General features: G+C 73.3%; 22 protein-coding genes and 1 pseudogene. 14 read left to right on the top strand and 9 right to left on the bottom strand.

Annotated elements, in window-relative coordinates; genetic code table 11:
- Positions 1-19 precede the first annotated feature (19 nt).
- The 5 genes from recR (at position 20) to ACFV1L_RS25745 (ending at position 4,635) form a co-directional block, all read left to right on the top strand.
- Positions 20-619, top strand: a complete 600-nt coding sequence (recR, locus tag ACFV1L_RS25765; protein ID WP_035872435.1) for a recombination mediator RecR — start codon at positions 20-22, stop codon at positions 617-619.
- Entirely contained in the window at positions 612-1,292 is a 681-nt protein-coding gene (locus ACFV1L_RS25760; protein ID WP_380369804.1) for a DUF5063 domain-containing protein, read from the top strand. Before recR ends, ACFV1L_RS25760 begins: the two co-directional genes overlap by 8 nt.
- A 238-nt stretch (positions 1,293-1,530) precedes the next feature.
- A complete protein-coding gene (locus ACFV1L_RS25755; protein ID WP_380369802.1) occupies positions 1,531-2,811 on the top strand; it encodes an aspartate kinase in 1,281 nt (426 codons plus the stop codon).
- A gap of 257 nt (positions 2,812-3,068) precedes the next feature.
- Complete coding sequence (locus tag ACFV1L_RS25750; protein WP_157032412.1) at positions 3,069-3,596, top strand: SigE family RNA polymerase sigma factor; 528 nt, start codon at positions 3,069-3,071, stop codon at positions 3,594-3,596.
- Positions 3,589-4,635 (top strand): hypothetical protein, encoded by a 1,047-nt coding sequence (locus ACFV1L_RS25745; RefSeq protein WP_380369799.1) that lies wholly within the window; start codon positions 3,589-3,591, stop codon positions 4,633-4,635. Before ACFV1L_RS25750 ends, ACFV1L_RS25745 begins: the two co-directional genes overlap by 8 nt.
- Positions 4,636-4,642: 7 nt before the next feature.
- On the opposite strand, the gene ACFV1L_RS25740 is transcribed toward ACFV1L_RS25745, so the two are convergent.
- Complete coding sequence (locus ACFV1L_RS25740) at positions 4,643-5,401, bottom strand: SDR family oxidoreductase (protein WP_380369797.1); 759 nt, start codon at positions 5,399-5,401, stop codon at positions 4,643-4,645.
- Positions 5,402-5,541: 140 nt separating this feature from the next.
- Here ACFV1L_RS25740 and ACFV1L_RS25735 point away from each other — a divergent pair, with 140 nt between their 5' ends.
- The gene (locus ACFV1L_RS25735; RefSeq protein ID WP_380369795.1) at positions 5,542-6,354 is read left to right on the top strand and encodes a helix-turn-helix transcriptional regulator; all 813 of its coding nucleotides are present in this window, start codon (positions 5,542-5,544) and stop codon (positions 6,352-6,354) included.
- 24 nt (positions 6,355-6,378) lie between these two features.
- Here ACFV1L_RS25735 and ACFV1L_RS25730 read toward each other — a convergent pair whose 3' ends face one another.
- Positions 6,379-6,948, bottom strand: coding sequence for a hypothetical protein (locus ACFV1L_RS25730; RefSeq protein ID WP_380369792.1), 570 nt, complete (start codon positions 6,946-6,948; stop codon positions 6,379-6,381).
- A 141-nt stretch (positions 6,949-7,089) separates the two neighbouring features.
- Between ACFV1L_RS25730 and ACFV1L_RS25725 the strand changes: the two genes are divergently transcribed.
- Both ACFV1L_RS25725 and ACFV1L_RS25720 read left to right on the top strand, forming a co-directional pair.
- Positions 7,090-8,913, top strand: a complete 1,824-nt coding sequence (locus ACFV1L_RS25725) for a prolyl oligopeptidase family serine peptidase (RefSeq protein ID WP_380369789.1) — start codon at positions 7,090-7,092, stop codon at positions 8,911-8,913.
- 33 nt (positions 8,914-8,946) lie between these two features.
- Positions 8,947-9,522: a hypothetical protein gene (locus ACFV1L_RS25720; RefSeq protein ID WP_380369787.1), complete on the top strand. Its 576-nt coding sequence runs from the start codon at positions 8,947-8,949 to the stop codon at positions 9,520-9,522.
- Positions 9,523-9,525: 3 nt separating this feature from the next.
- Here the strand turns inward: ACFV1L_RS25720 and ACFV1L_RS25715 are convergent, their stop codons facing one another.
- Positions 9,526-10,308: an SURF1 family protein gene (locus ACFV1L_RS25715; protein WP_380369784.1), complete on the bottom strand. Its 783-nt coding sequence runs from the start codon at positions 10,306-10,308 to the stop codon at positions 9,526-9,528.
- A gap of 66 nt (positions 10,309-10,374) precedes the next feature.
- Here ACFV1L_RS25715 and ACFV1L_RS25710 point away from each other — a divergent pair.
- Positions 10,375-10,812 (top strand): annotated as a pseudogene (locus ACFV1L_RS25710) (GNAT family N-acetyltransferase); the annotation flags it as partial.
- Positions 10,813-10,894: 82 nt separating this feature from the next.
- On the opposite strand, the gene ACFV1L_RS25705 reads toward ACFV1L_RS25710, so the two are convergent.
- A complete protein-coding gene (locus ACFV1L_RS25705; protein WP_380369781.1) occupies positions 10,895-11,266 on the bottom strand; it encodes a YybH family protein in 372 nt (123 codons plus the stop codon).
- A 90-nt stretch (positions 11,267-11,356) separates the two neighbouring features.
- Here ACFV1L_RS25705 and ACFV1L_RS25700 point away from each other — a divergent pair, with 90 nt between their 5' ends.
- Positions 11,357-12,229, top strand: coding sequence for a LysR family transcriptional regulator (locus tag ACFV1L_RS25700; RefSeq protein WP_380369779.1), 873 nt, complete (start codon positions 11,357-11,359; stop codon positions 12,227-12,229).
- An 18-nt stretch (positions 12,230-12,247) separates the two neighbouring features.
- Here the strand turns inward: ACFV1L_RS25700 and ACFV1L_RS25695 are convergent, their stop codons facing one another.
- The 3 genes from ACFV1L_RS25695 to ACFV1L_RS25685 form a co-directional block, all read right to left on the bottom strand.
- Positions 12,248-13,366: an aminopeptidase P family protein gene (locus ACFV1L_RS25695; protein WP_380369778.1), complete on the bottom strand. Its 1,119-nt coding sequence runs from the start codon at positions 13,364-13,366 to the stop codon at positions 12,248-12,250.
- A gap of 19 nt (positions 13,367-13,385) precedes the next feature.
- Positions 13,386-14,735, bottom strand: a complete 1,350-nt coding sequence (locus ACFV1L_RS25690) for a dipeptidase (protein WP_380369775.1) — start codon at positions 14,733-14,735, stop codon at positions 13,386-13,388.
- A gap of 210 nt (positions 14,736-14,945) precedes the next feature.
- On the bottom strand, positions 14,946-16,088 hold the full coding sequence (locus tag ACFV1L_RS25685; protein WP_380369772.1) for a hypothetical protein: 1,143 nt from the start codon (positions 16,086-16,088) through the stop codon (positions 14,946-14,948).
- Between the two features lie 994 nt (positions 16,089-17,082).
- On the opposite strand from ACFV1L_RS25685, the gene ACFV1L_RS25680 reads away from it, so the two are divergent.
- Positions 17,083-17,517 (top strand): GntR family transcriptional regulator, encoded by a 435-nt coding sequence (locus ACFV1L_RS25680; RefSeq protein WP_380369769.1) that lies wholly within the window; start codon positions 17,083-17,085, stop codon positions 17,515-17,517.
- Between the two features lie 27 nt (positions 17,518-17,544).
- Positions 17,545-18,090, top strand: coding sequence for an HD domain-containing protein (locus tag ACFV1L_RS25675; protein WP_380369766.1), 546 nt, complete (start codon positions 17,545-17,547; stop codon positions 18,088-18,090).
- Here ACFV1L_RS25675 and ACFV1L_RS25670 read toward each other — a convergent pair.
- Together ACFV1L_RS25670 and ACFV1L_RS25665 are read right to left on the bottom strand one after the other, a co-directional pair.
- The gene (locus tag ACFV1L_RS25670; RefSeq protein WP_380369764.1) at positions 18,087-18,560 is read right to left on the bottom strand and encodes an NUDIX hydrolase; all 474 of its coding nucleotides are present in this window, start codon (positions 18,558-18,560) and stop codon (positions 18,087-18,089) included. The two genes, ACFV1L_RS25675 and ACFV1L_RS25670, sit on opposite strands and share 4 nt — an antisense overlap.
- Complete coding sequence (locus ACFV1L_RS25665; RefSeq protein WP_380369762.1) at positions 18,557-19,327, bottom strand: helix-turn-helix domain-containing protein; 771 nt, start codon at positions 19,325-19,327, stop codon at positions 18,557-18,559. Before ACFV1L_RS25665 ends, ACFV1L_RS25670 begins: the two co-directional genes overlap by 4 nt.
- Before the next feature lie 730 nt (positions 19,328-20,057).
- Here ACFV1L_RS25665 and ACFV1L_RS25660 point away from each other — a divergent pair.
- The gene (locus tag ACFV1L_RS25660; protein ID WP_380369759.1) at positions 20,058-20,309 is read left to right on the top strand and encodes a hypothetical protein; all 252 of its coding nucleotides are present in this window, start codon (positions 20,058-20,060) and stop codon (positions 20,307-20,309) included.
- Complete coding sequence (locus tag ACFV1L_RS25655) at positions 20,309-20,704, top strand: WhiB family transcriptional regulator (protein ID WP_380369756.1); 396 nt, start codon at positions 20,309-20,311, stop codon at positions 20,702-20,704. Before ACFV1L_RS25660 ends, ACFV1L_RS25655 begins: the two co-directional genes overlap by 1 nt.
- The last annotated feature ends 78 nt before the right edge of the window (positions 20,705-20,782 follow it).

Below are 20,782 nucleotides of genomic sequence, written 5' to 3'. Positions count from 1 at the left end.
GTCGAAGGAAGGCGTGGCGGTGTACGAGGGCGTGGTGCAGGACCTGATCGACGAACTGGGCAGGCTGCCCGGAGTCGGTCCGAAGAGCGCCCAGCGGATCGCCTTCCACATCCTGCAGGCCGATCCGGTGGACGTCCGGCGGCTGGCGTTCGCGCTGCAGCAGGTGAAGGAGAAGGTGCGGTTCTGCGTGGTCTGCGGCAACGTCGCGGAGTCCGAGCAGTGCCGGGTCTGCCTGGATCCGCGTCGCGACCTCGCGGTGATCTGCGTGGTGGAGGAGCCCAAGGACGTGGTGGCGATCGAGCGGACGCGTGAGTTCCGCGGCCGCTACCACGTGCTGGGCGGGGCGATCAGCCCGATCGAGGGGGTCGGCCCGGACGATCTGCGGATCCGTGAGCTGATGACCCGGCTCGCGGACGGCACGGTCACCGAGCTGATCCTGGCCACCGACCCCAATCTGGAGGGGGAGGCGACCGCGACCTATCTGGCCCGGCTGTGCAAGCCGATGGGCCTCAAGGTCACCCGGCTGGCGAGCGGACTGCCCGTCGGCGGGGACTTGGAGTACGCCGACGAGGTCACCCTCGGCCGGGCGTTCGAAGGGAGACGACTGCTCGATGTCTGACCGAACCGACACCGCTGACCGAACCGACCCGTCCGACCCGGCGCAGGTGCTGGGCAGGACCGAGGCCCCGGACGACTTCGCGGTGCAGATCGCGGACTCGGTGGAGAGCTTCGTGCTGGCCGTCACCGAGGTCGCCAAGGGCGACGAGCCGGGCAGTGCGATCTCGCTGCTGCTCCTGGAGGTGTCGCAGCTGCTGCTGGCGGGCGGCCGGCTGGGCGCGATCGAGGACGTGCTGCCGGAGGACCGCTTCGAGCCGGACGCCGGCCCGGAACCGGACGGGGTGGAGCTGCGCGAGCGCCTCGCCGAACTGCTGGCGCCGATCGACGTCTACCACGAGGTGTTCGACCCGTACGGCCCGCCGGAGAAGCCGAGCGCGTTCCGGATCTCGGACGACCTGGCGGGCGTGGTCAGCGAGTTGCGGCACGGCCTGACGCACTACCGCGAGGGCCGGGTGTCGGAGGCGCTGTGGTGGTGGCAGTTCTCGTACCTGTCGAACTGGGGCTCGACCTGTTCGGCGGTGCTGCGGGCGCTGCAGTCGCTGATCGCGCACGTGCGGCTGGACTCGCCGCTGGGGGCGGTGCCGGACGGCGCGGACACCGACGACGACGGGCTGACGGACGAGCAGCTGGAGCAGCAGGCGGGCGACCTGATGGCGGCCGAGCTCGGCCTGTAGGCGCGCCCGGGCGGGGGATGTGACGCATCAGTCATCCGCGGGCCGGCGGCGAAGATTCCGGTCGCGGGCGGGGTGCGCCGGAGGCGATTCTTCGGGACGGGCGGCCGGGCCCCGCAGACCTGCCGGTCCGCGGTGATCAGAGTTCGATATGCGCATCTCACGATGTGGAAAGCGCCGGCCGGAACACCCCTGCTCGTTAGACTGGCGGCGACCTACCACCCCAAGTCGAGGAGCCCCCGTGGGCCTTGTCGTGCAGAAGTACGGCGGCTCATCCGTCGCGGATGCCGAAGGCATCAAGCGCGTCGCCCGCCGAATCGTGGACACCCGGAAGGCCGGCCATGAGGTCGTCGTCGTGGTCTCCGCGATGGGTGACACCACGGACGAGCTCATCGAACTCGCGGAACAGGTGACGCCTATTCCGTCCGGCCGTGAGTTCGACATGCTGCTGACCGCCGGAGAGCGCATCTCCATGGCGCTGCTGGCGATGGCGATCAAAACGCTGGGCTTCGACGCCCAGTCGTTCACCGGCAGCCAGGCCGGCGTGATCACCGACGCGACGCACAACAAGGCGCGGATCATCGACGTCACGCCGGGGCGGATCCGCAACGCCCTGGACGAGGGCAACATCGCGATCGTGGCCGGCTTCCAGGGCGTCTCGCAGGTCTCCAAGGACATCACCACGCTGGGCCGCGGCGGCTCCGACACCACCGCGGTGGCGCTGGCCGCCGCGCTGGGCGCCGAGGTCTGCGAGATCTACACCGACGTGGACGGCGTGTTCACCGCCGACCCGCGGGTGGTCAAGAAGGCCCGCAAGATCGACTGGATCGGCTTCGAGGACATGCTGGAGCTGGCCTCGTCCGGTTCCAAGGTGCTGCTCGACCGTTGCGTGGAGTACGCGCGGCGCTACAACATCCCCATCCACGTACGATCCTCGTTCTCCGGTCTGCCGGGGACTATCGTCAGTGGCACCAACCCGAACCAGCCCGAAGGGGGCGAGATGGAGCAGGCCATCATCTCCGGGGTCGCCCACGACACGTCGGAGGCCAAGGTCACCGTCGTCGGGGTGCCGGACAAGCCGGGCGAGGCAGCCCGGATCTTCCGCGCCATCGCGGACGCCGAGGTCAACATCGACATGGTGGTGCAGAACGTCTCCGCCGCCGCCACCGGTCTGACCGACATCTCCTTCACGCTGCCCAGCAACGAGGGCCAGAAGGCCATCGACGCGCTGAACCGGGTCAAGGACGGCATCGGCTACGAGTCGCTGCGCTTCGACGACGCGATCGGCAAGATCTCCCTGGTCGGCGCGGGCATGCGCTCCAACCCGGGCGTCACCGCGACGTTCTTCGAGGCGCTGTCCGAGGCCGGTGTGAACATCGAGCTGATCTCCACCTCGGAGATCCGGATCTCCGTGGTCACCCGCGCCGAGGACGTGCCGGAGGCCGTCCGCGCCGTGCACACCGCGTTCGGGCTGGACAGCTCGGGCGACGAGGCGGTCGTCTACGGCGGCACCGGCCGCTGACCCCCCGGCCCGGGGCCGCGCACGGCGCAGAGGGTGTGTGCGGGACGGGTGAAGCGGACCCTGACCGTCCGCCGGGTCTGTCAGAATCCCCCTTCGGAGCGACCGCGTTCCGGAGGGGGATTCCCTCTCTGCGGAAGAACGTCCCCGGCACGGGGCAACCAGGACAGGGGATCGGGTGTCCAACCAGCGTGACGAACGTGACAGGGGCGGCGGTGGTCATCACCCTGCCCGGGGCGGCCCGGCGGGCCGGTAGTCGGATGGGCTTTGCTGCGGCGGCAGCGGACGCGACCGGGGCCAGCGTCGACCAGCTCACCGACACCTACCGGGCCCACTACCGATCCCTGCTGCGACTCGCGGCCCTCCTGCTCGACGACCTCTCCTCCTGCGAGGACGTCGTCCAGGAGGCGTTCATCCGGGTGCACGCCGCCCGGCGCCGGGTCCGCGACCCCGAGAAGACCCTCGCCTACCTGCGGCAGACCGTGGTCAACCTGTCCCGCTCCACACTGCGCCGCAGGCTGCTCGGCCTGCGCCTGCTGCCCAAGCCCATGCCTGACATGGCCAGTGCAGAAGAGGGGGCTTACGATGCGCTGGAGCGCGACGAACTCAAGGCCGCGCTACGGGGGTTGCAACGCCGTCAGCGGGAGGTGCTGGTGCTGCGCTACTACGCCGACCTGACGGAGGCACAGGTCGCGGAGGTGCTCGGCATCTCCATCGGCTCGGTCAAGGCCTACGGGTCGCGCGGACTCGCCGCCCTCCGGGTGCGGCTGGAGACCGGTGATGACTGACCGGCACCACCCCCACCCGCGCGGCGAACTGACCGAGGAACAGCTCCGGGACCGGCTGCACCGCGCCGTCGCCGCCGTCCAGCCAGCCCCCGGGGCGCTGCCCCGGCTGCGCACCGCCGTCCCCCGCCGCCGGGCCGCCCGGCGGCGCGCCTGGGGCGGCGCCGCCGCACTGGCCGCGGCCGTCGCCGTGCTGCCCGTGGTGCACGCCGCGCAGCCGTTCCACCTGTCCGGAGACCCCACCGGCGGCCAGGCCGCGCCCGGCGGCACCGCCCCCGCCCCGGGCAGGTCCGCGCCCGCCACCGGCCACCCGCACAGCGCCCCCGCCGAGTCGCCCACCGCCCCCGGCAGCACCGGCCCCGGGACCTCCGCCGGGCCCGGCGCCGACCCCAGCCCCGGCACGTCGCCCGCCGTGCCGCCGCCGTGCACCCGCGCCGACCTCGGCCGGCCCGACGCCCGGCAGGCCGCCGCCGGCTCGGCCGACGGCCGGATCTACGGCTGGTTCCAGCTCACCAACACCGCCGACCACCCCTGCCGGGTGACCGAGCCGGGCACCGTCGCCGTCGCCGCCGGGGCGAGCGGCGTCCGGGTGCTCGCGCACACCGCCGGCGACCCGGCGGGCGGACTGCCCGACCCGGCCGGGCTGCCCCGCGAACTGCTGCTCGCCCCCGGCGGCTCCTACCTGGTCCGGTTCGCCTGGGTGCCGGCCCGCTGCGACACCGCCTCGCCCGCCCCCACCGGGCAGCAGCCCACCCAGGCGCCCAGCAGCGCCGCGCTGCCCGCCGCCGCCGGCCCGGCCGGCAGCAGCCCCGCGCCCGCCGCCGCGTCCGACCCCAGCCCCACCGCCGGCGCCACCCCCGGCGGCCAGGCCAGCCCCCCGCCGGCCGCCGGCTTCACCCTCGGCTACGCCCTCGACGCGGCCACCGGGCCCGCCGCCACCACCGCCCTGCCGGCCGGCTGCGGCGGCACGGTCTACCACTCGGCCCCCGAGCCGGCCCCCGTCCCCGGCGGCCCCGCGCCCTCACCGAGCGCCGCCTCCTGACGGCCGGTCAGGCCTGCCGGGTGGGCAGCACCACCAGGTGGCGCAGGTTGACGTGGCGCGGCCGGCTCGCCGCGTACCCGACCAGGTCGGCGACGTCGGCGGCGGAGAGCGCGCCGATCGCGTCGAACATGGCGCCGAGCTGGCCGTCCGGGCCGAGCGCCGGGTTGTCGATGTGGCTGCCCAGCTCGGTGTCGGTCAGTCCGGGCTCGACCGCGGTGACCCGCACGTCGCGCGGGCCGTACTCGGCGCGCAGCGCGGCCGACAGCTGGGTGACGGCGGCCTTGGTCGCGCCGTACACCGCGTAGTTGGGGAACACCACGTGCGCGCCGATCGAGGAGACGTTCACCAGGTCGGCGGTGGCGCCGGCGGCCGCGGCGGCCACCAGGTCCGGGCCGAAGGCGCGGACCACCCGCAGCACGCCCGTCACGTTGGTGTCGATCATGCGGGTCCACTCGTCGATCCGGCCGTCGTCGACCGGGTTGGGCAGCATCACGCCGGCCGCGTTCACCACCAGGTCGACCCGGCCGAACGCCTCGTGCACCCGCTGCCGGGCGGCGTCCACCGAGGCCTGGTCGGTGACGTCGGCGGGCGCCGGCAGCGCGCCCGGGCCGAGCTCGGCGGCCAGCCGCTCCAGGCGGTCGGCGCGGCGGGCCAGCAGCGCCACCCGGGCGCCGTCCGCGGCGAGCTGCCGGGCGACGGCCTCGCCGATGCCGCTCGCGGCGCCGGTGACGACGGCGGTGCGGCCGTGCAGGGTCTGGTACCCCATGGGAAGTCACGCTCCTGTTCGGGTCTGCTGCGGTGACGTCCACGAGTCTCCGCGCGCGCCGCCGCGCCGCCCAGGGCTGCGCTTTTCCTGGGTCTGCCGGAACCACCCTCCCGGCCGACGGCCCCGCGTATCGTCGAGGGATGAGCGAGGTGGGGGAGTTCCTGCGGCTGCGCCGGGCCCGGATCCAGCCGTCCGACGTCGGACTGCCCGAGCACGGGCGCCGCCGCCGGGTGCCGGGGCTGCGCCGCGAGGAGGTCGCGCAGCTGGCCGGGGTCAGCGTCGACTACTACGTGCGGCTCGAACAGGGCCGCGGCGAAGGGGTGTCCGCGGAGGTGCTGGACGCGGTCGCCCGGGTGCTGCGGCTGGACCGGACCGAGCGGCAGCACCTGCACGACCTGGCCCGGCCGCCGCGCGGGCCGGCCGGGCGCAGCCCGCGGCAGCTGCGCCCGGGCCTGCGGCTGGTGCTGGACGCGCTGGACTCGCCCGCGTTCGTGCTGGGCCGCTGCCTGGACGTGCTGGCCTGGAACGCGGCCGGCGACGCGGTGATGGGGTTCTCGGGGATGCCGCCCGGCCAGGTCAACGTGGCCCGGCACGCGTTCCTGTCGGAGGCCGGCCGCCGGCTCTACCCCGAGTTCGAACGGGTCGCCGCCGAGACCGCGGCGTTCCTGCGGGTGGACGCGGCCCGCCACCCCGACGACCCGGAACTGGCCGCGCTGCTCGCCGACCTCGCCGCCGACCCGCTGTTCGCCGAGCTGTGGGCGCGGCACGGCGTCCGGGAGAAGAACCACGGCCGCAAGCTGCTGCTGCACCCGCGGGCGGGGGAGCTGGACCTCGGCTACGAGACGCTCGTCCCGCCCGGCGAGCCCGGCCTGCACCTGGTCGTCTACACCGCGGAGCCGGGCTCGCCGACCGCGCAGCGGCTGGCGCTGCTGGCGGACGGCGCACGGGTCTGACGGCGGTCCGCCGGGAGGGGCCGGTCAGATGCCGAGCGACTCGGCGCGGGCCTCGGCGCGCTGCAGCAGGGCGTGCACCTCGGCCTGCCGCCGGCCCGGGCGGTCGTTCCACAGGTCGGGCGAGGTGGTCGGGCGGCCGGTGGCGTGCAGCACCTCCATGACCTGGGCGCGGGCCCGGCGCACCGTGCAGGCGGTGCCGTAGCCGTGCGCGAGGACGGCGGTCTGCGCGCCGAGCAGGCAGACCCGGCCGGCCGCGTCCCACATCGCGCCCTGGATCCAGCCGGCCTCGGCGAGGTAGCGGGAGGTCAGCCGCAGGTGCCCGGCGACGGTGACCGGCACCGGGCGGGCCGGGCGACGGCCCAGCCGGTCCAGCAGGGTGCGGTGCGGCAGCGGGTAGCCGTGGTTCCACGGCTGGCGGACCGAGCCGTACGGCCCGCCGTGGGTGCCGGGCCGCACCGGGGTCAGCGGCAGCAGGGGGAGCCGGTCGGGGGCGGGGAGTCCGGCCAGGTACTGCTCGATCTCCTCGACCAGGCCCAGGTGCTGGGCGAGGACGGGCAGGTCGAGGTGGTCGAGCGGGGGTGCGGAGACGGTCACGGCACAACTCCTACGGTCGTTATGTCGTATTTGTACCTCTTCGGCTGAGGCTCCGTCAGGAAGCGCACCGCAGCCTTTTCGTGTCCCCACCGTTCGTCACCGCCGTTCCGATCACCCCCCGCGATCCGGTTGGATGAGGGTATGAACGAGCAGACGAACGTCGTCCCGGCGTGGGAGCAGCGGTTCCGGGCAGCACGGGTCTCGCTGCCGGACTGGGCGGACGAGGCACCCGAGCGGGCGCTGTACGTGTCCAACGCGACCGGCACCTACGAGGTGTACGCGTGGGACCGCGCCACCGACGAGCACCGCCGGGTCACCGACCGCCCCAACGGCACCACGGACGCCGAGCTCAGCCCGGACGGCGAGTGGATCTGGTGGTTCGACGACACCGACGGCGACGAGTTCGGCGTCTGGCGGCGCCAGCCGTTCACCGGCGGCCCCGACCAGGAGGCCGTGCCCGGCGTCCCCGCCGCCTACGAGGCGGGCCTGGCGCTCGGCCGCGACGGCACCGTCGTGGTCGGCACCTCCACCGACGACGAGGGCACCACCCTCTACCTGCGCCGCCCCGGCGCGGACGAGCCCGAGGTGATCTACCACCACGCCGAGTACGGCGGCATCGGCGACCTGTCCCACGACAGCACGCTGCTGGCGGTCGACCACACCGAGCACGGCGACGCCATGCACGGGGCGATCCGGGTGCTGCGGCTGTCCGACGGCGCCACCGTCGCCGAACTCGACGAGGTCACCGGCCGCGCCGAGCCGCGCGGCGTCTCCTGCCTCGGGTTCGCCCCGGCCGCCGGCGACACCCGGCTGCTGGTCGCCCACCAGCGCACCGGCCGCTGGGAGCCGATGCTGTGGGACGTCGCCACCGGCACCGAGACCGAGCTGAACCTCCGCGACGAGCAGGGCCGCCCGTTCCCCGGCGACCTGTCCGCCCAATGGCGGCCGGACGCCCGCTCGCTGCTGATCGAGCACGAGTACGAGGCCCGCTCCGAGCTGTTCTCCTACCGGCTCGACACCGGCGAGCTGACCCGCCTCGACACCCCGCGCGGCACTGTCGCCGGGGCCACCGCCCGCCCCGACGGCACGGTCGAGTTCCTGTGGTCCTCCGCCGCCGAGCCGTCCGCGGTCCGCTCCACCGCCGGCACCGTGGTGCTGCGCGCGCCCGGCCCGGTGCCGCCCGGCTCGGTGCCGGTCGAGGACGTCTGGGTGGACGGCCCCGGCGGCCGGGTGCACGCCCTGGTGCAGCGCCCCGCCGGCGAGGGCCCGCACCCGACGGTGTTCGAGGTGCACGGCGGCCCCACCCACCACGACAGCGACTCCTTCGCGGCCGGCCCCGCCGCCTGGCTCGACCACGGCTTCGCGGTGGTCAGGGTCAACTACCGCGGCTCCACCGGCTACGGGCAGGCCTGGACCGACGCGCTCACCGAACGCGTCGGTTTGATCGAACTGGAGGACATCGGCGCGGTCCGCGCATGGGCGGTGAGCAGCGGCCTGGCCGACCCGGACCGGCTGGTGCTGTCCGGCGGCTCCTGGGGCGGCTACCTGACCCTGCTCGGCCTCGGCACCCAGCCCGACCTGTGGACCCTCGGCCTGGCCGCCGTCCCGGTCGCCGACTACCTCACCGCGTACGCGGACGAGATGGAGGCGCTGAAGTCCCTGGACCGCACGCTGTTCGGCGGCACCCCCGAGGAGGTCCCCGAGCGCTGGCACGCCTCCTCGCCGCTCACCCACGTCGAGCGGGTCAAGGCCCCGGTGTACATCAGCGCCGGCGTCAACGACCCGCGCTGCCCGATCCGGCAGATCGACAACTACGTCCGGCGGCTGGAAGAGCTCGGCAAGGTCCACGAGGTGTACCGCTACGATGCCGGGCACGGTTCGCTGGTCGTCGACGAGCGGATCAAGCAGCTGCGACTGGAGATCGACTTCGTCCGGCGGCACCTGGCCCCCGGTACCGTCCGGTGACCCGGTAGGCCCGGCCGACAGGGGGGACAACTGATGGGTGGACGCGCCGCGCTGGCCGCCGTCGCGCTCGGGGCCGTCGTGCTGGCCGCGGCCGGCTGCTCGTCGAACAACGAGACGTACGACTGCGTGGAGGCCGCCGCCCCAGCGAAGGCCGACACCGGGCTCGACCTGCAGTTCCTCGCCAAGGGCAAGAGCGGCGGCCGCACCTCCAAGGGCTCCAGCGGCTCCAAGGGCAGCAGCGGGTCCAGCGGCAAGAAGGGCTCCGGCACCTCCCACTACACGGGAGGCGGCACCACGGTGGTCCACCACTACCACCACCGGCCGGGCTCCACCCGCACCGACGACTACGTCGACGAGTGCGGCAACCCGTCGCCCGCAGCGGGCTTCGGCGGCTTCAACGGCACCGGCCCGGCCTGCGCCACCCCGAACGCGCTGCCCGCCGCGAGCCCCGTCAGCGGCTCGCCGTCGGCGTCGCCGAGCGGGGCCGCGCCGAGCGCCGCCGCCCCGCCGGTGCCCTGCCCCGGCCCCAGTGCGACGCCGTCCGGCAGCGCCCCGGCCCCGCCGTCCGCGCGCCCGTCGCCGTCGGCGTCCCGCTCCGGCACGCGCTGACGGTCAGTCCAGGGCCGGGTCCAGTCCGAGGGCCCGGTCCTGGGCGGCCTCCGCCTCGCGGCGCACCAGCCGGAACCACATGAAGACCACGAAGCCGGCGAAGACGAACCACTCCAGGGTGTAGCCGAGGTTCTGGAACGCCCGCAGGCTCAGCCCGTCCCCGCCCTGCGGCTGCACCGTCGGCACGGCCGACAGGCCCGCCGGGACGTCGTCGGCCGCCACCCAGCCGTCGTACACCGGGTACGGCAGCACGTTCACCAGCGTCGCCGGGCTGATCGTGCCCAGCTGCCCGGTCGGCAGACCGCCCGCCACCGCGCCGCCGCTGCCGCTGTTCTCCGGGGCCTGCAGCCGGCCCGTCACGGACACCTGCCCGGACGGCGCCTCCGGTGCCGCGCCCGGCGAGCCCGCCGCCCAGCCGCGCACCACCGGCACCGCCCGGCCGCCGTCGGTGAGCAGCGGGGTCAGCACGTAGTAGCCCTGCCGGCCGTCCACCGTCCGGTTCGGCACCAGCAGCTGGTGGGCCGTGTCGTAGGAGCCGGTGACGTTCACCGTCCGGCCGAGGGTGTCGGTGCCGACCTTCGCCGCGGCGTCCGGCAGCACCTCGGCCAGCGGCCGGGCCTCGGCCTGCGCGGCCGCGGCCGCCGCCCTGCCGTTCTCCTGGTGCGTCGACACCCGGTTCTCGAACCGGCCCAACTGCCAGGAGCCCAGCATCAGACAGACGCCGATCGCCGCCACCGCGACGACCGAGCCGACGAGCCACCGCGGGCTGAACAGGAACCGGTACACCCCACCACGGTAACCACTCCTGACACCGGCCCCGACCCCCGGGTGCGGCCGCAGTACGGTGGCGCGATGACCCCCGCGATCCGCCCGCTGACCGCCGACGACCTGACCGCCCGCTGCGACGCCCTCGCCGACCTGCTGCTGGACGCCGTCGACGACGGCGCCTCGGTCGGCTTCCTGGCCGGCACCGGCCGCGACGAGGCCGCCGCCTGGTGGCGCACCCTGCACCCGTCCGTCGCCGACGGCAGCCGGCTGCTGTGGCAGGCGACCGGCCCCGACGGCCGCCTGCTCGGCACCGTCTCGCCGGTCCGCGAGACCCGGCCCAACGGCCGGCACCGCGCCGAGGTCGCCGAACTGCTGGTGCACCGCGACGCCCGCGGCGCCGGCCTGGGGCGGCGCCTGCTGGCCGCCGCCGAGCAGGCCGCCCGCGACACCGGCGCCACCCTGCTGCTGCTCGACACCCAGACCGGCAGCGCCGCCGAACACCTCTACCGCACCGCCGGCTGGACCGCCTTCGGCACCGTCCCCGGCCACGCGGCCACCCCGGGCGGCGTCCTCGCCGACACCACCTACTACTACAAGCGGCTGGTCAGCCAGCGCTTCCCGGGCGCAGGAACTCGGGCTGGTCCAGCAGCCGCAGCCAGCTCCCGTCCGGCTGCTGCCGCACCACCTGCGCGCGGGCCCCGGCGCCGTCCTTCGGCGGGGTGGCGGTCAGCGCGACGCCGTCGGCCGCCAGCGTCGGCAGCGGCGGCTCCGGGGCGAACTGCGGACGGTGCGCCAGCACCTGCTCCCACAGCGCCCGGATCGCCTCCCGGCCGACCGTGAACCGCCCCGGCGGGTACGCCATCACGGCGTGCTCCTCGTACAGCGCGGCGACCCCGGCGGCGTCGCCCGCGTTGGAGCGCTCCACGAACAGCCGGGTCAGGTCCTCGGGCCGCATCGCCTTCTCGTACTCGCTCATCACTGCCTCCTCGTCGTGGTGCCTCCATTCTTTTTCCGCCCCGACCAGAAGTCCAACAGCTGGTTCTGCTCAGAACTAGAATCAGGACTCATGGAACTGAGGCAGCTGGAGTACTTCCTCGCCGTAGCCGAGGAGCGCAACTTCACCCGCGCCGCCGAGCGGGTGCACATCAGCCAGTCCGGGGTCAGCGCCCAGATCAGACAGCTGGAACGCGAACTCGGCGCCGAACTCTTCGACCGCACCACCCGCACCGTCACCCTCACCGTCGCCGGCAAGGCCGCCCTCGAACACGCCCGGCAGGCCGTCGAAGCCGCCCGCGCCGTCGGCCAGGCGGTCGGCGAGATCAGCGACCTGATCCGCGGCAGCCTCACCGTCGGCATGGTCGCCGGCTGCACCCTCACCCCGCTGTTCGACGGCCTCGCCGCCTTCCACCGCGCCCACCCGGGCGTCGAACTCGCCCTGCTGGAAGGCGAATCCGACCACCTCACCGAAGCCGTCCGGACCGGCGCCCTCGACCTCGCCCTGATCGGCAGCGCCGGCACCACCCCCGACGGCCTCGACGCGCACACCCTGGTCGACGAACCCCTGGTCGCCGCCGTCCCGCCCGGCCACCCGCTCGCCGGCTCCGCCACCACGCTCGCCGACCTGCTCGCCCACCCGCTGATCTGCCTGCCGCCCGGCACCGGCGTGCGCACCGTCCTCGACCGCGACTGCGCCGCCGCCGGCCTCACCCCCCGGATCGCCCTGCAGGCCTCCGCCGCCTCCGCGATCGCCGACCTCGCCGCCCGCGGCCTCGGCGTCGCCGTGCTCAGCCGCTCCATGGCCGAGGCCTTCCCCGCCCTGCTGCCGGTCCCGGTCGCCGGCCTCACCACCCCGGCCCTGCTCGCCCTGGTCTCCCGCCCCGGCCCCGCCCCCGCCCTGCGCGCCCTGCGGGCCGAGCTCCGCCGGGCGTTCGACCGCTGAACGCCCGGCGGGAAGGCGTCAGTTCACGAACGCCAGCTCGTGCGGCGTCCCGTTGAACCGCAGACCGCCGTCCTCCGTCACCGTCACGATGTCCTCGATCCGGACGCCGAACCGGCCCGGCAGGTAGACGCCCGGCTCGATCGAGAAGCACATGCCCGGCACCAGCGGCCGCGTCTCGCCCTCGATGATGTACGGCGGCTCGTGCGTGGTCAGGCCGATGCCGTGACCGGTGCGGTGGATGAAGTACTCGCCGTACCCGCCTTCGGTGATCACCGCCCGGGCCACCCGGTCGATCTCCTGGCAGCTCACCCCCGGCGCCACCGCGTCGAACGCGGCCTGCTGGGCCCGCCGCACCAGGTCGTGCACCTCCTGCACCTCCTTCGGCGGCTCGGTGCCGACGAACACCGTCCGGGTGGTGTCCGAGCCGTAGCCGTCCAGCAGCCCGCCGAAGTCCAGCACCACCGTGTCACCGCGCTCGATCACCCGGTCCCCGGCCTCGTGGTGCGGATTCGCCCCGTTCGGACCCGAGCCGACCACCGTGAAGTCCACCTGGCTGTGCCCGTGCTCGATCAGCAGCGCCGCCAGATCGGCCGCCACCTGCCGCTCCGTCCGCCCCGCGAACGGCACGCCCAGGATCGCCCCGTACGTCAGGTCCGCCGCCGCGCCCGCCGCCGCCAGCCGGGCCAGCTCGTCCGGCTCCTTCACCGCCCGCAGCATCGGCAGCACCGCCGTCAGCGACGCGTACGAGGTGCCCGGCAGCGCCTCCTGGAACCCCAGCAGGTGCATCGCCCACGCGTTGTCCGAGATCCCGTACCGGCCGGACGGGTCCAGAGCCGGCGCGAGCACCGCGAACGGGTCCTGCCCGTCCACCCAGTCGGCCATCCGGACCGCCTCCGCACCGGCCGCCCGCTCCGCGTCCGGACGCTCCAGCTTCGGCACCAGCAGCACCGGCTCGGCACCCGGCGCGACCACCAGCGCGGTCAGCCGCTCGGTGCTCGCCGTCGGGTGGTAGCCCGTCAGATAGGTCAGGTCCGGACCGGGCGTGACGACCAGCCCGGCCAGCCCCGCATCGGCGGCGGCCGTCGCGGCACGGGCCATCCGGGCCTGGAAATCGGCGGTGGTGAACGGTTCGGGCATCAGGATCCCTCCCTCGGGGTCAGCGGCCGGCGGCCGCGTAGTGACGCAGGAACAGTGCCTCGACCAGGGCCATGTGCTCGATCTCGCCCGGATCGACGCTCTCGTTGGGCGCGTGGATCAGCGAACGGGGCTCCTCCACACCCATCAGGATGATCTCCGACTCCGGGTACTGCGCGGCAAGCGCACTGCACAACGGAATCGAACCGCCCTGCCCCAGGAACGACAACGGCCGGCCGTACGCCTCCCGCGCCGCCCGGTCCAGCGCCGCGTACGCCTTCCCGTCCGTCGCCGCCCGGAACGGCGAACCCTGCGACTCCGGCTCCACCGACACCCGCGCACCCCACGGCGCCGCCGCCACCAGGTGCGCCGTCAAAGCCTGCTGCGCCGCGCCCGGATCCGTCCCCGGCGGCACCCGCAGGCTCACCCGTGCCCGCGCCTCGGCCGGCACCGCCGACGCCGAACCCACCACCGGCGCACAGTCGATGCCCAGCACCGTCACCGCCGGACGCGCCCACAACCGGTCCGCGACCGTCCCCGAACCCGTCAGCGCCACCCCGTCCAGCACGCCCGCGTCCGCCCTGAACTGCTGCTCGTCGTACCCCACGCCCGGCCAGACTCCGTCGGACGGCAGACCCTCGATCCGCGTCCCGCCGTCCGCGTCGCGCAGCGAGTCCAGGATCCGGACCAGCGCCGCGAGGGCGTCCGGGGCCGGGCCGCCGAACATCCCCGAATGCAGATCCGACTCCAGCGTCCGCACCGTCACCACCACGTTCGCCATCCCGCGCAGCGAAGTGGTGGCCGTCGGCACCCCCACCGCCGCGTTGCCGGTGTCGGCGATCAGCAGTGCGTCCGCGTGCAGGTCCTCCGGATGCTGCGCCAGGTACTCCTCCAGGCCGCCCGTCCCCTGCTCCTCCGAACCCTCCACGACCAGCTTCACGCCCACCGGGAGTTCGTCGCCGAGGGCCCGCAGCGCGGTCAGGTGCATCACCACGTTGCCCTTGCAGTCCGCCGCACCGCGCCCGTACCAGCGCCCGTCCCGCTCGGTCAGCTCGAACGGCGGCGAGACCCACAACTCCTCGCCCAGCGGCGGCTGCACGTCGTAGTGGCAGTACAGCAGCACCGTCGGCGCCCCCGGCGGCGGCGGACGGTGACCCAGCACCGCGAAACTGCCGTCCGGCGTCTCCACCAGCCGCACGTCCCGCAGCCCAACCTCCGTGAACGCCGCGGCCACCCACTCCGCCGCCTCCCGGCACCGCGCCGGCGGCTGCTGCCGCGGATCCGCCACCGAGGGGATCGCCACCAGCTCCGCCAGGTCCGCCCTGGCCCGCTCCATCAACCCCGCGACCCGCACACCCAGATCGTCCGCCACGCCCGTCCCCTTCCGCTGAGCCTCCGGCCGCTGTCCCGAGTCCGGTGCCCCGGGCCCGGGTGCGACCTCGACGCACCGATCATGCCCCGCCGGGGGCGCCCGGGGGCAGCGGTGCCGGACAGTGTCGTGCGGTGTCGCGCGGTGTCGCCCGGCGGGCGTACGGGGTGCGGGGGCCGTACGGGGTGCGGGGGCCGTACGGGCTGCCCGGCGTCACGCCACGGCGGCGGCGTCCAGGATGCGCGACCACCACGCCAGCTCCCGGACCTCGTCCCTCCGGTACACCCGGGCGCGCTCGCTCCGGTAGGCCGCGACCAGGCGCTCGGCGGTCGCCCGGGTCAGCGCGGGCAGGTGGTGGTCCAGGATGCACTCCCACGCGGGCGCCGACGGGCCGGCGGTGTCCCGGTGCAGCTCACCCAGCGGCAGCTCCCGCGCGACCGCCCACACCACCAGGTCCGGGGCGTCCGCCAGCAGGTGCCAGTGGTTCGACGACCGCTCGCGGAGCATCTCCTCCAACTCCTCCAGGATCGCCCGCCGGAACATGATCGCGATCCGGACCCCGGTCGCCTCCGTCTCCGTGCCGAACAGCGCCCGGAACTTCGCTCCCGACGGATCCCGCCAGATCTCCTCCCGGCCCTCCGGCGTCAGCGTCTGGAACGCGAGCGCCGGCCCCTGCCCGGTCGAGAACAACGCCAACGCCGTCGTCGCCTCGTCCACCGCGTAGCCGCCGCGACTCGGCCCGCGCCGCTCACCCCGACGCAACCGGAACGGGATCCCGTCGCTCTCGAACTGCCGCACCAGCCTGCGCATCACCGGATGACGGAGCAACAGGTCCTGCGCCACCGTCGGATTGTGGTGACGGTGCGCGTGGTCGTGCGCGGCCCGGGCCAGATCACGCGCCGCACCGCTCACGATCCGGACGTCCAGCACCGCCCGGTCCAGGTGCTCCGTCGACAGGTCCGCCGCACCCCGAGCGATCAGCCCGATCGTCTGGAACCCGTCGATGCACTCGATGCCGGACAGGTCGACACTGCACCCGCCCCACCCCAGCTCCGCCCGCCACAGCAGCTCGTCCACCCCGAGCACCACCCGGCCCACGATCCCGAACAGCTCCGGGCACTCCCGCAACAGCTGCGCCCGCCCCGCGTTCTGCGGACTCGCCAGCAGCTCCCGCCGGGCGCCCAACCGCTCAGCCGCGTCCACCGGCCCCGCCAACTCGGCCAACTGACTGGCCGGCACCCGCAGATCCCACTGATCGTCATCCACCCGCTGCGTGTACGTCGGACGCAGCCAGTACCCGGAGTAGAACACCGGAACACTGGTCGGCCCCTGCTCGACGGGAAACGACTGTGCCATCGCAAACACGCTCATGCCCATCACAACGGCACGACCCCACACAGGTGACGGCCCCACCCCGCCCCCGCCCGCACCCCTGCCCCAACGAGTGAGGACCGCCGCCGATCACCACCGACAACCACGCCCGGCGCAGTCCGGCATGCCGGGAGGCGGAAACCGGTCCAGCATCCCCACCATGAACGGCAGCCGCACTCTCACGACCCTCATCGGAGCCCTGGCCGGGGTCGGCCTCGCAGCCTGCGGAACCACAGCACCGACCACGCCGGCCAGTCCCACGACGACCGCCACAGTCACTGTCACGCCTTCGCCGGTCAGCCCCGGCGTCCCACAGCCGACCACGCCGGAACCCGTCCGCCCGACGGAGACGACCGCTACCGAGGCCACTCCGTCGACCCCGGCCGAGACCCCGACGGACAGCGCCGCCGCCACCCCGTCCGGCGGTCAGGTCACCTGCAGCATCCGATCCAACTCGGGCAACTGCTACAACGCAGGAGAGATATGCCGCCAGCGCGACCTCGGAAGAACCACCACGGACGCCGCCGGCCGACCCCTCACCTGCGTCATGGAATCCGGACGACCCCACTGGCACTACTCAACCGACTGACCACCCTCCGATCGGGCACGGGGAGATCCCCAGGCGGGTCCGACAACGAGGAAGGGCCCTGCCGGATTTCTCCGGCAGGGCCCTCACCTGCACTTACGAAGTCGGGGTAGCGGGATTTGAACCCACGGCCTCTTCGTCCCGAATGAGGTCCGGGAGTGGGAGCGACCAGCAAGTTTTGGAGAAGTACCAGGTAGGAGCGTTGGTCTTGGGTGCCATTCGGGAGGCCGGGGCGCCCGCAGAGGGGAGATCTTCTCCCAGGATTCTCCCGAGGGCTCACACGCTCCGGCCTCCTGCCGAAAGGCAAAGTTCCGTGGACCGCCCCGGGGCTGGCAGTCGCCCCCCGGGATCGCTCATGCTGTCTGGGTACCTGCCCAACGAAGGGAGCGGCCCGTGCCCGAGCGAAGCCCGCGTGGAACCTACCTGCGGATCGCCGACGCGCTGCGCATCAAGATCAAGGAGAACCCGGAGCTGACGGCGCTTCCGTCGGAAGCCGCGTTGATGCGGGAGTACGGCGCCGGCCGCACAACGGTGAAGCGGGCGCTCGATGTTCTTGCAGCCGAGAAGTTGATCCGGTCGAAGCCGGGCATCGGATGGGCTGTCGCCGGGGGCGAGGTCAAGCCTCCGGTGATCGAGCAGCTCACCGCCATGGTTCGGGCGCTCGAAGTCGGGGCGGCCTTTCCGCCCGAGCAGAAGCTCGTTGAGGCCACCGGAGCCTCACGCGGAACTGTCCGCAGTGCTCTTGCACAGCTCGAAGGAGCCGGTGTCCTCGAAGTTCGCCACGGGAAGGGACGCCATGTCCTGACTCTTCCCCCCAGCCAGTCCTGACCACTGCCATTAGGAGCAGATGCCATCGTGTGGGCCTACGAGCTTGCCGAATCCCTTCTCTCCACCGATCTTCCCCGCCGATGGATCCACTCCAAGGGAGTGGCGGCCAAGGCGCGGACTCTCGCAGGGATCCTCGGCCCGGATGCCGAGCTGCTGGAGTCCGCAGCGGTTCTTCATGACATCGGGTACGCGCCGCGGATCGCGGACACCGGGTTCCACCCCCTCGACGGTGCCCGTTTCCTTCGCCGGGAAGGCGTGGACGAGCGCGTCGTGCGGCTGGTGGCCCACCACTCGTGCGCTCTCCTCGAAGCCGAGGAACGGGGCCTTCGGCAGGAGCTGGAGAGCGACTTCCCGTTGGAGGAGCCGCGCTTGGTCGACGCGCTGATCTACTGCGACATGACCACCACGCCGGACGGAATGCCGACCACGACGCCCGACCGCATCGCGGAGATCGTGGGCCGCTACGGACCCGAGAGCATCGTCGGGCGCTTCATCCGGCGCGCCGAGCCGGAGATCGGGGCTGCCGCCCAGCGTGTCGAATCCCGCTTGGAGCAGGCCCGAACCTCCGCCTAGCCGATGTACGGCACGGTGCGGTCCTGCGACAGGCCGTGGTCGATTCGAAGCCGCATTGACGGGTGAATGTCCAGGTCGGCGAGGTCCGCTGGGCTTACCCAGCGGACCTCCTTGGACTCGGAACTCGTCCGCAGCGTTCCCCCGACGGGGCGTGCTCGGAAGCAGATGGAGAACTGCTGCCGGACCTCTCCGTCGTCGTACGCCATGACGTGGTTCGGATCCGTGTACAGGCCGACCACGGACAGAACCTCGACATCGATGCCTGTCTCTTCCCGAACCTCACGAACGACGGTGTCGCTGACTGACTCGCCGACATCGTGGCCGCCACCCGGCAACGCCCACAGGTTGTTGTCGGTCTTGTGGATGAGCAGCAGTTGCCCCTCAGCGTTCGTCACCACGGCCGTCACGGACGGAACCACCGAGTTGGCCGGCGGGGCTGCCGGGTCGTGAAAGTAGTCGATGCGGCTCACGCGGCCTCACTTCCGAGCTGGGGCGAGCTGATGCTCCGTGAACTCTCCCAGATCTTCTCGATGCTTGCGGCGTAGGTGCTGAACAGCTCGCCACCAGGCACCCGGGCCAGGTGCATGACCGGCGCCATGAACGCGCCCACGCCATAGACGTGGCCGTTGACCAGCAGGTCGTCGTCGGCTCGGTAGAGCGAGTTGTAGAGGGTGGTCGAGTGGAGCCGGAACTCGACCCCGGGCAGGCCGAACAGCGGCCCGTAGTTGGCCAGCGCGTTCCGGATCTTTCCCGCCATCGCCGCACCGATCCCCTCGTCCTCCCCACGCTGGGCCACGCCTGTGCAGTCAGGGTCACCGAGCATCAGTCGGACCGGCACCCCGGTGTTCGCCTTCTCCCGGATGAGCTGATGGAACTGCGGGTCCTCCGACAGCCAGAATCCGGCATAAACCACCAGGTCAAAGCTCCGGGTCGCCTTTGCGTACAGCGATGTCCAGAGTTCCTTCGGTGCGACCGCACGGTGCGGGTACAGCTTCACCAGCTCGGCTCGGCCGGCTTCGGCGGTCGCGCTGCTGGTCTGCTCGTCCGCCCAGAGGTCCGATAGGTCTCTCTGCAGCAGGTTGGCGAGCGCGTACTGGAAGCGGCGGTGCGGACGGCGTCCTCCCCTGGCTTCTACCCAGCGTTCGACGGTTCGAGGGCTCACTCCGAGTCGCTCTGCGATGTGCTCCAGCGTCAGTTTGCTTGCGAGGATCGCCCCTCGCAGCCTCTCGTTGGCCAACTCGCCCTCCCCTGGACGAACATGCGGCGCTTGGACGATTCGGGACGCTTCGACGGTAACGAAACTGTTCGGCAGCCGTCCAGGAGTGTCGTGTTCTGACGGCGCCGAAGCGCCGAATCTATTGGTGCGCGGTCGGGACGCTCCGGCGAAAACAAGCGAAGGACTTGACGAAGCGTCACGCTGTCGGCATCGTAAGAGACATGTTCAACATGTCTCGCATAGCGAGGCTGGAGAACTGAACGGCCCTTCTTGGGCTGCTCTGAGCTGTGCAAACGCGCTCCCTCGTGGGGCGTGAGCTGAGGCGGAGGACGCTGCAATCTCCGCAAAGGCCAGGGGACAGGAGTTTCGGCTCCGACTGGCGAGGTGGCCCGGTGACCGCGAGCAACGGCCGGAGGGTGGGGACGAGGTCCCCCTTGCAGTGCTGTTCCCGTGTCCGTCCGATCCGAGAAGGAGGTGTCCATGGACTCGCACCGTCGCAGGCCCCGTGGCCCGCGCTTACGCCAGCCTCGCCGCTGACCGCGGGCGGGGCCTACCGCTTCTGATCGCACACCAGTGATCACGGTGTTCGGCGCGCAACTCTCGCCCCGTGTGGGCGGCGGATGTGCGTCGAGCGCCGCGGCCGCTCGTGGACGTGACGAGTGGTCCAGGCCCGAATCGGGGCCGCCGCGCACCCGGCCAAGGAACGCGCGACGGCCCCTGGGCCCCACCTACAACCCGAAGAGGCAAGGCCATGAAGACGATTGTCGCAGGACAGGAGGCCCTCGGGGCCGAGGAGTTGAAGGAGCTGGCGCTCGGCGTCGGCGTGGACGCCGAGCTGTTCGCCGGCGTGCCGGGCGAGAGCCCGGAGGAGGAGCGGGCCCGCCTGGACGTGGCCCGCGAGGTCGAACGGGAGCTGGACCTCGCCGCGCGGGGTGTCGCCCGCCGGCTGATGCGCGCCGGGGCCGAGCGCCGCCGGGTGCTGGCCTGGAAGGCGGTCGCGTGATGGCCCGCGCCCGCCTGCACCGCCGCAGCCTGCGCGGCACCCGCCGCCCGCACGTCGCCGCCGGCGCGATGCTGGTCGTACCGCCCGCCGAGGGCGACCTGACCGGCGCCGCGTGCAAGGGCCTCGACGCGGACCTGTTCTTCCCCGAGCCCGACCCGGACCGCCCAGAATGGGAATGCATGTTCGAATTCGCGGAGCGTCGGGCGAAGATGATCTGCGCCGGGTGCCCGGTGCGGCAGTTGTGCCTGGCCGGCGCGCTGGAGCGCAACGAGCCGGCGGGCATCTTCGGCGGCCTGACCGCCGACGAGCGCGCCAAGCTCAAGCGCCAGGCCGAGAACCGGCGGGCCCGCGAGCGCCGCGCCGAGCGTGCCGCCGCGATTGGGGGTGCGGCGTGAGCACCTCGGCCATGCCGTTCGGCGTTTCGGGCCCGACCGCTTCTGCTTCGGCGGCGCGCCCCGCCGCTTCGACCGCGC

This window comes from Kitasatospora sp. NPDC059646, from assembly GCF_042734615.1.
Taxonomy (GTDB): Bacteria; Actinomycetota; Actinomycetes; order Streptomycetales; family Streptomycetaceae; genus Kitasatospora.
Note: the sequence above shows the minus strand (reverse complement) of the source record. Positions and strands in the feature narration are given on the sequence as shown.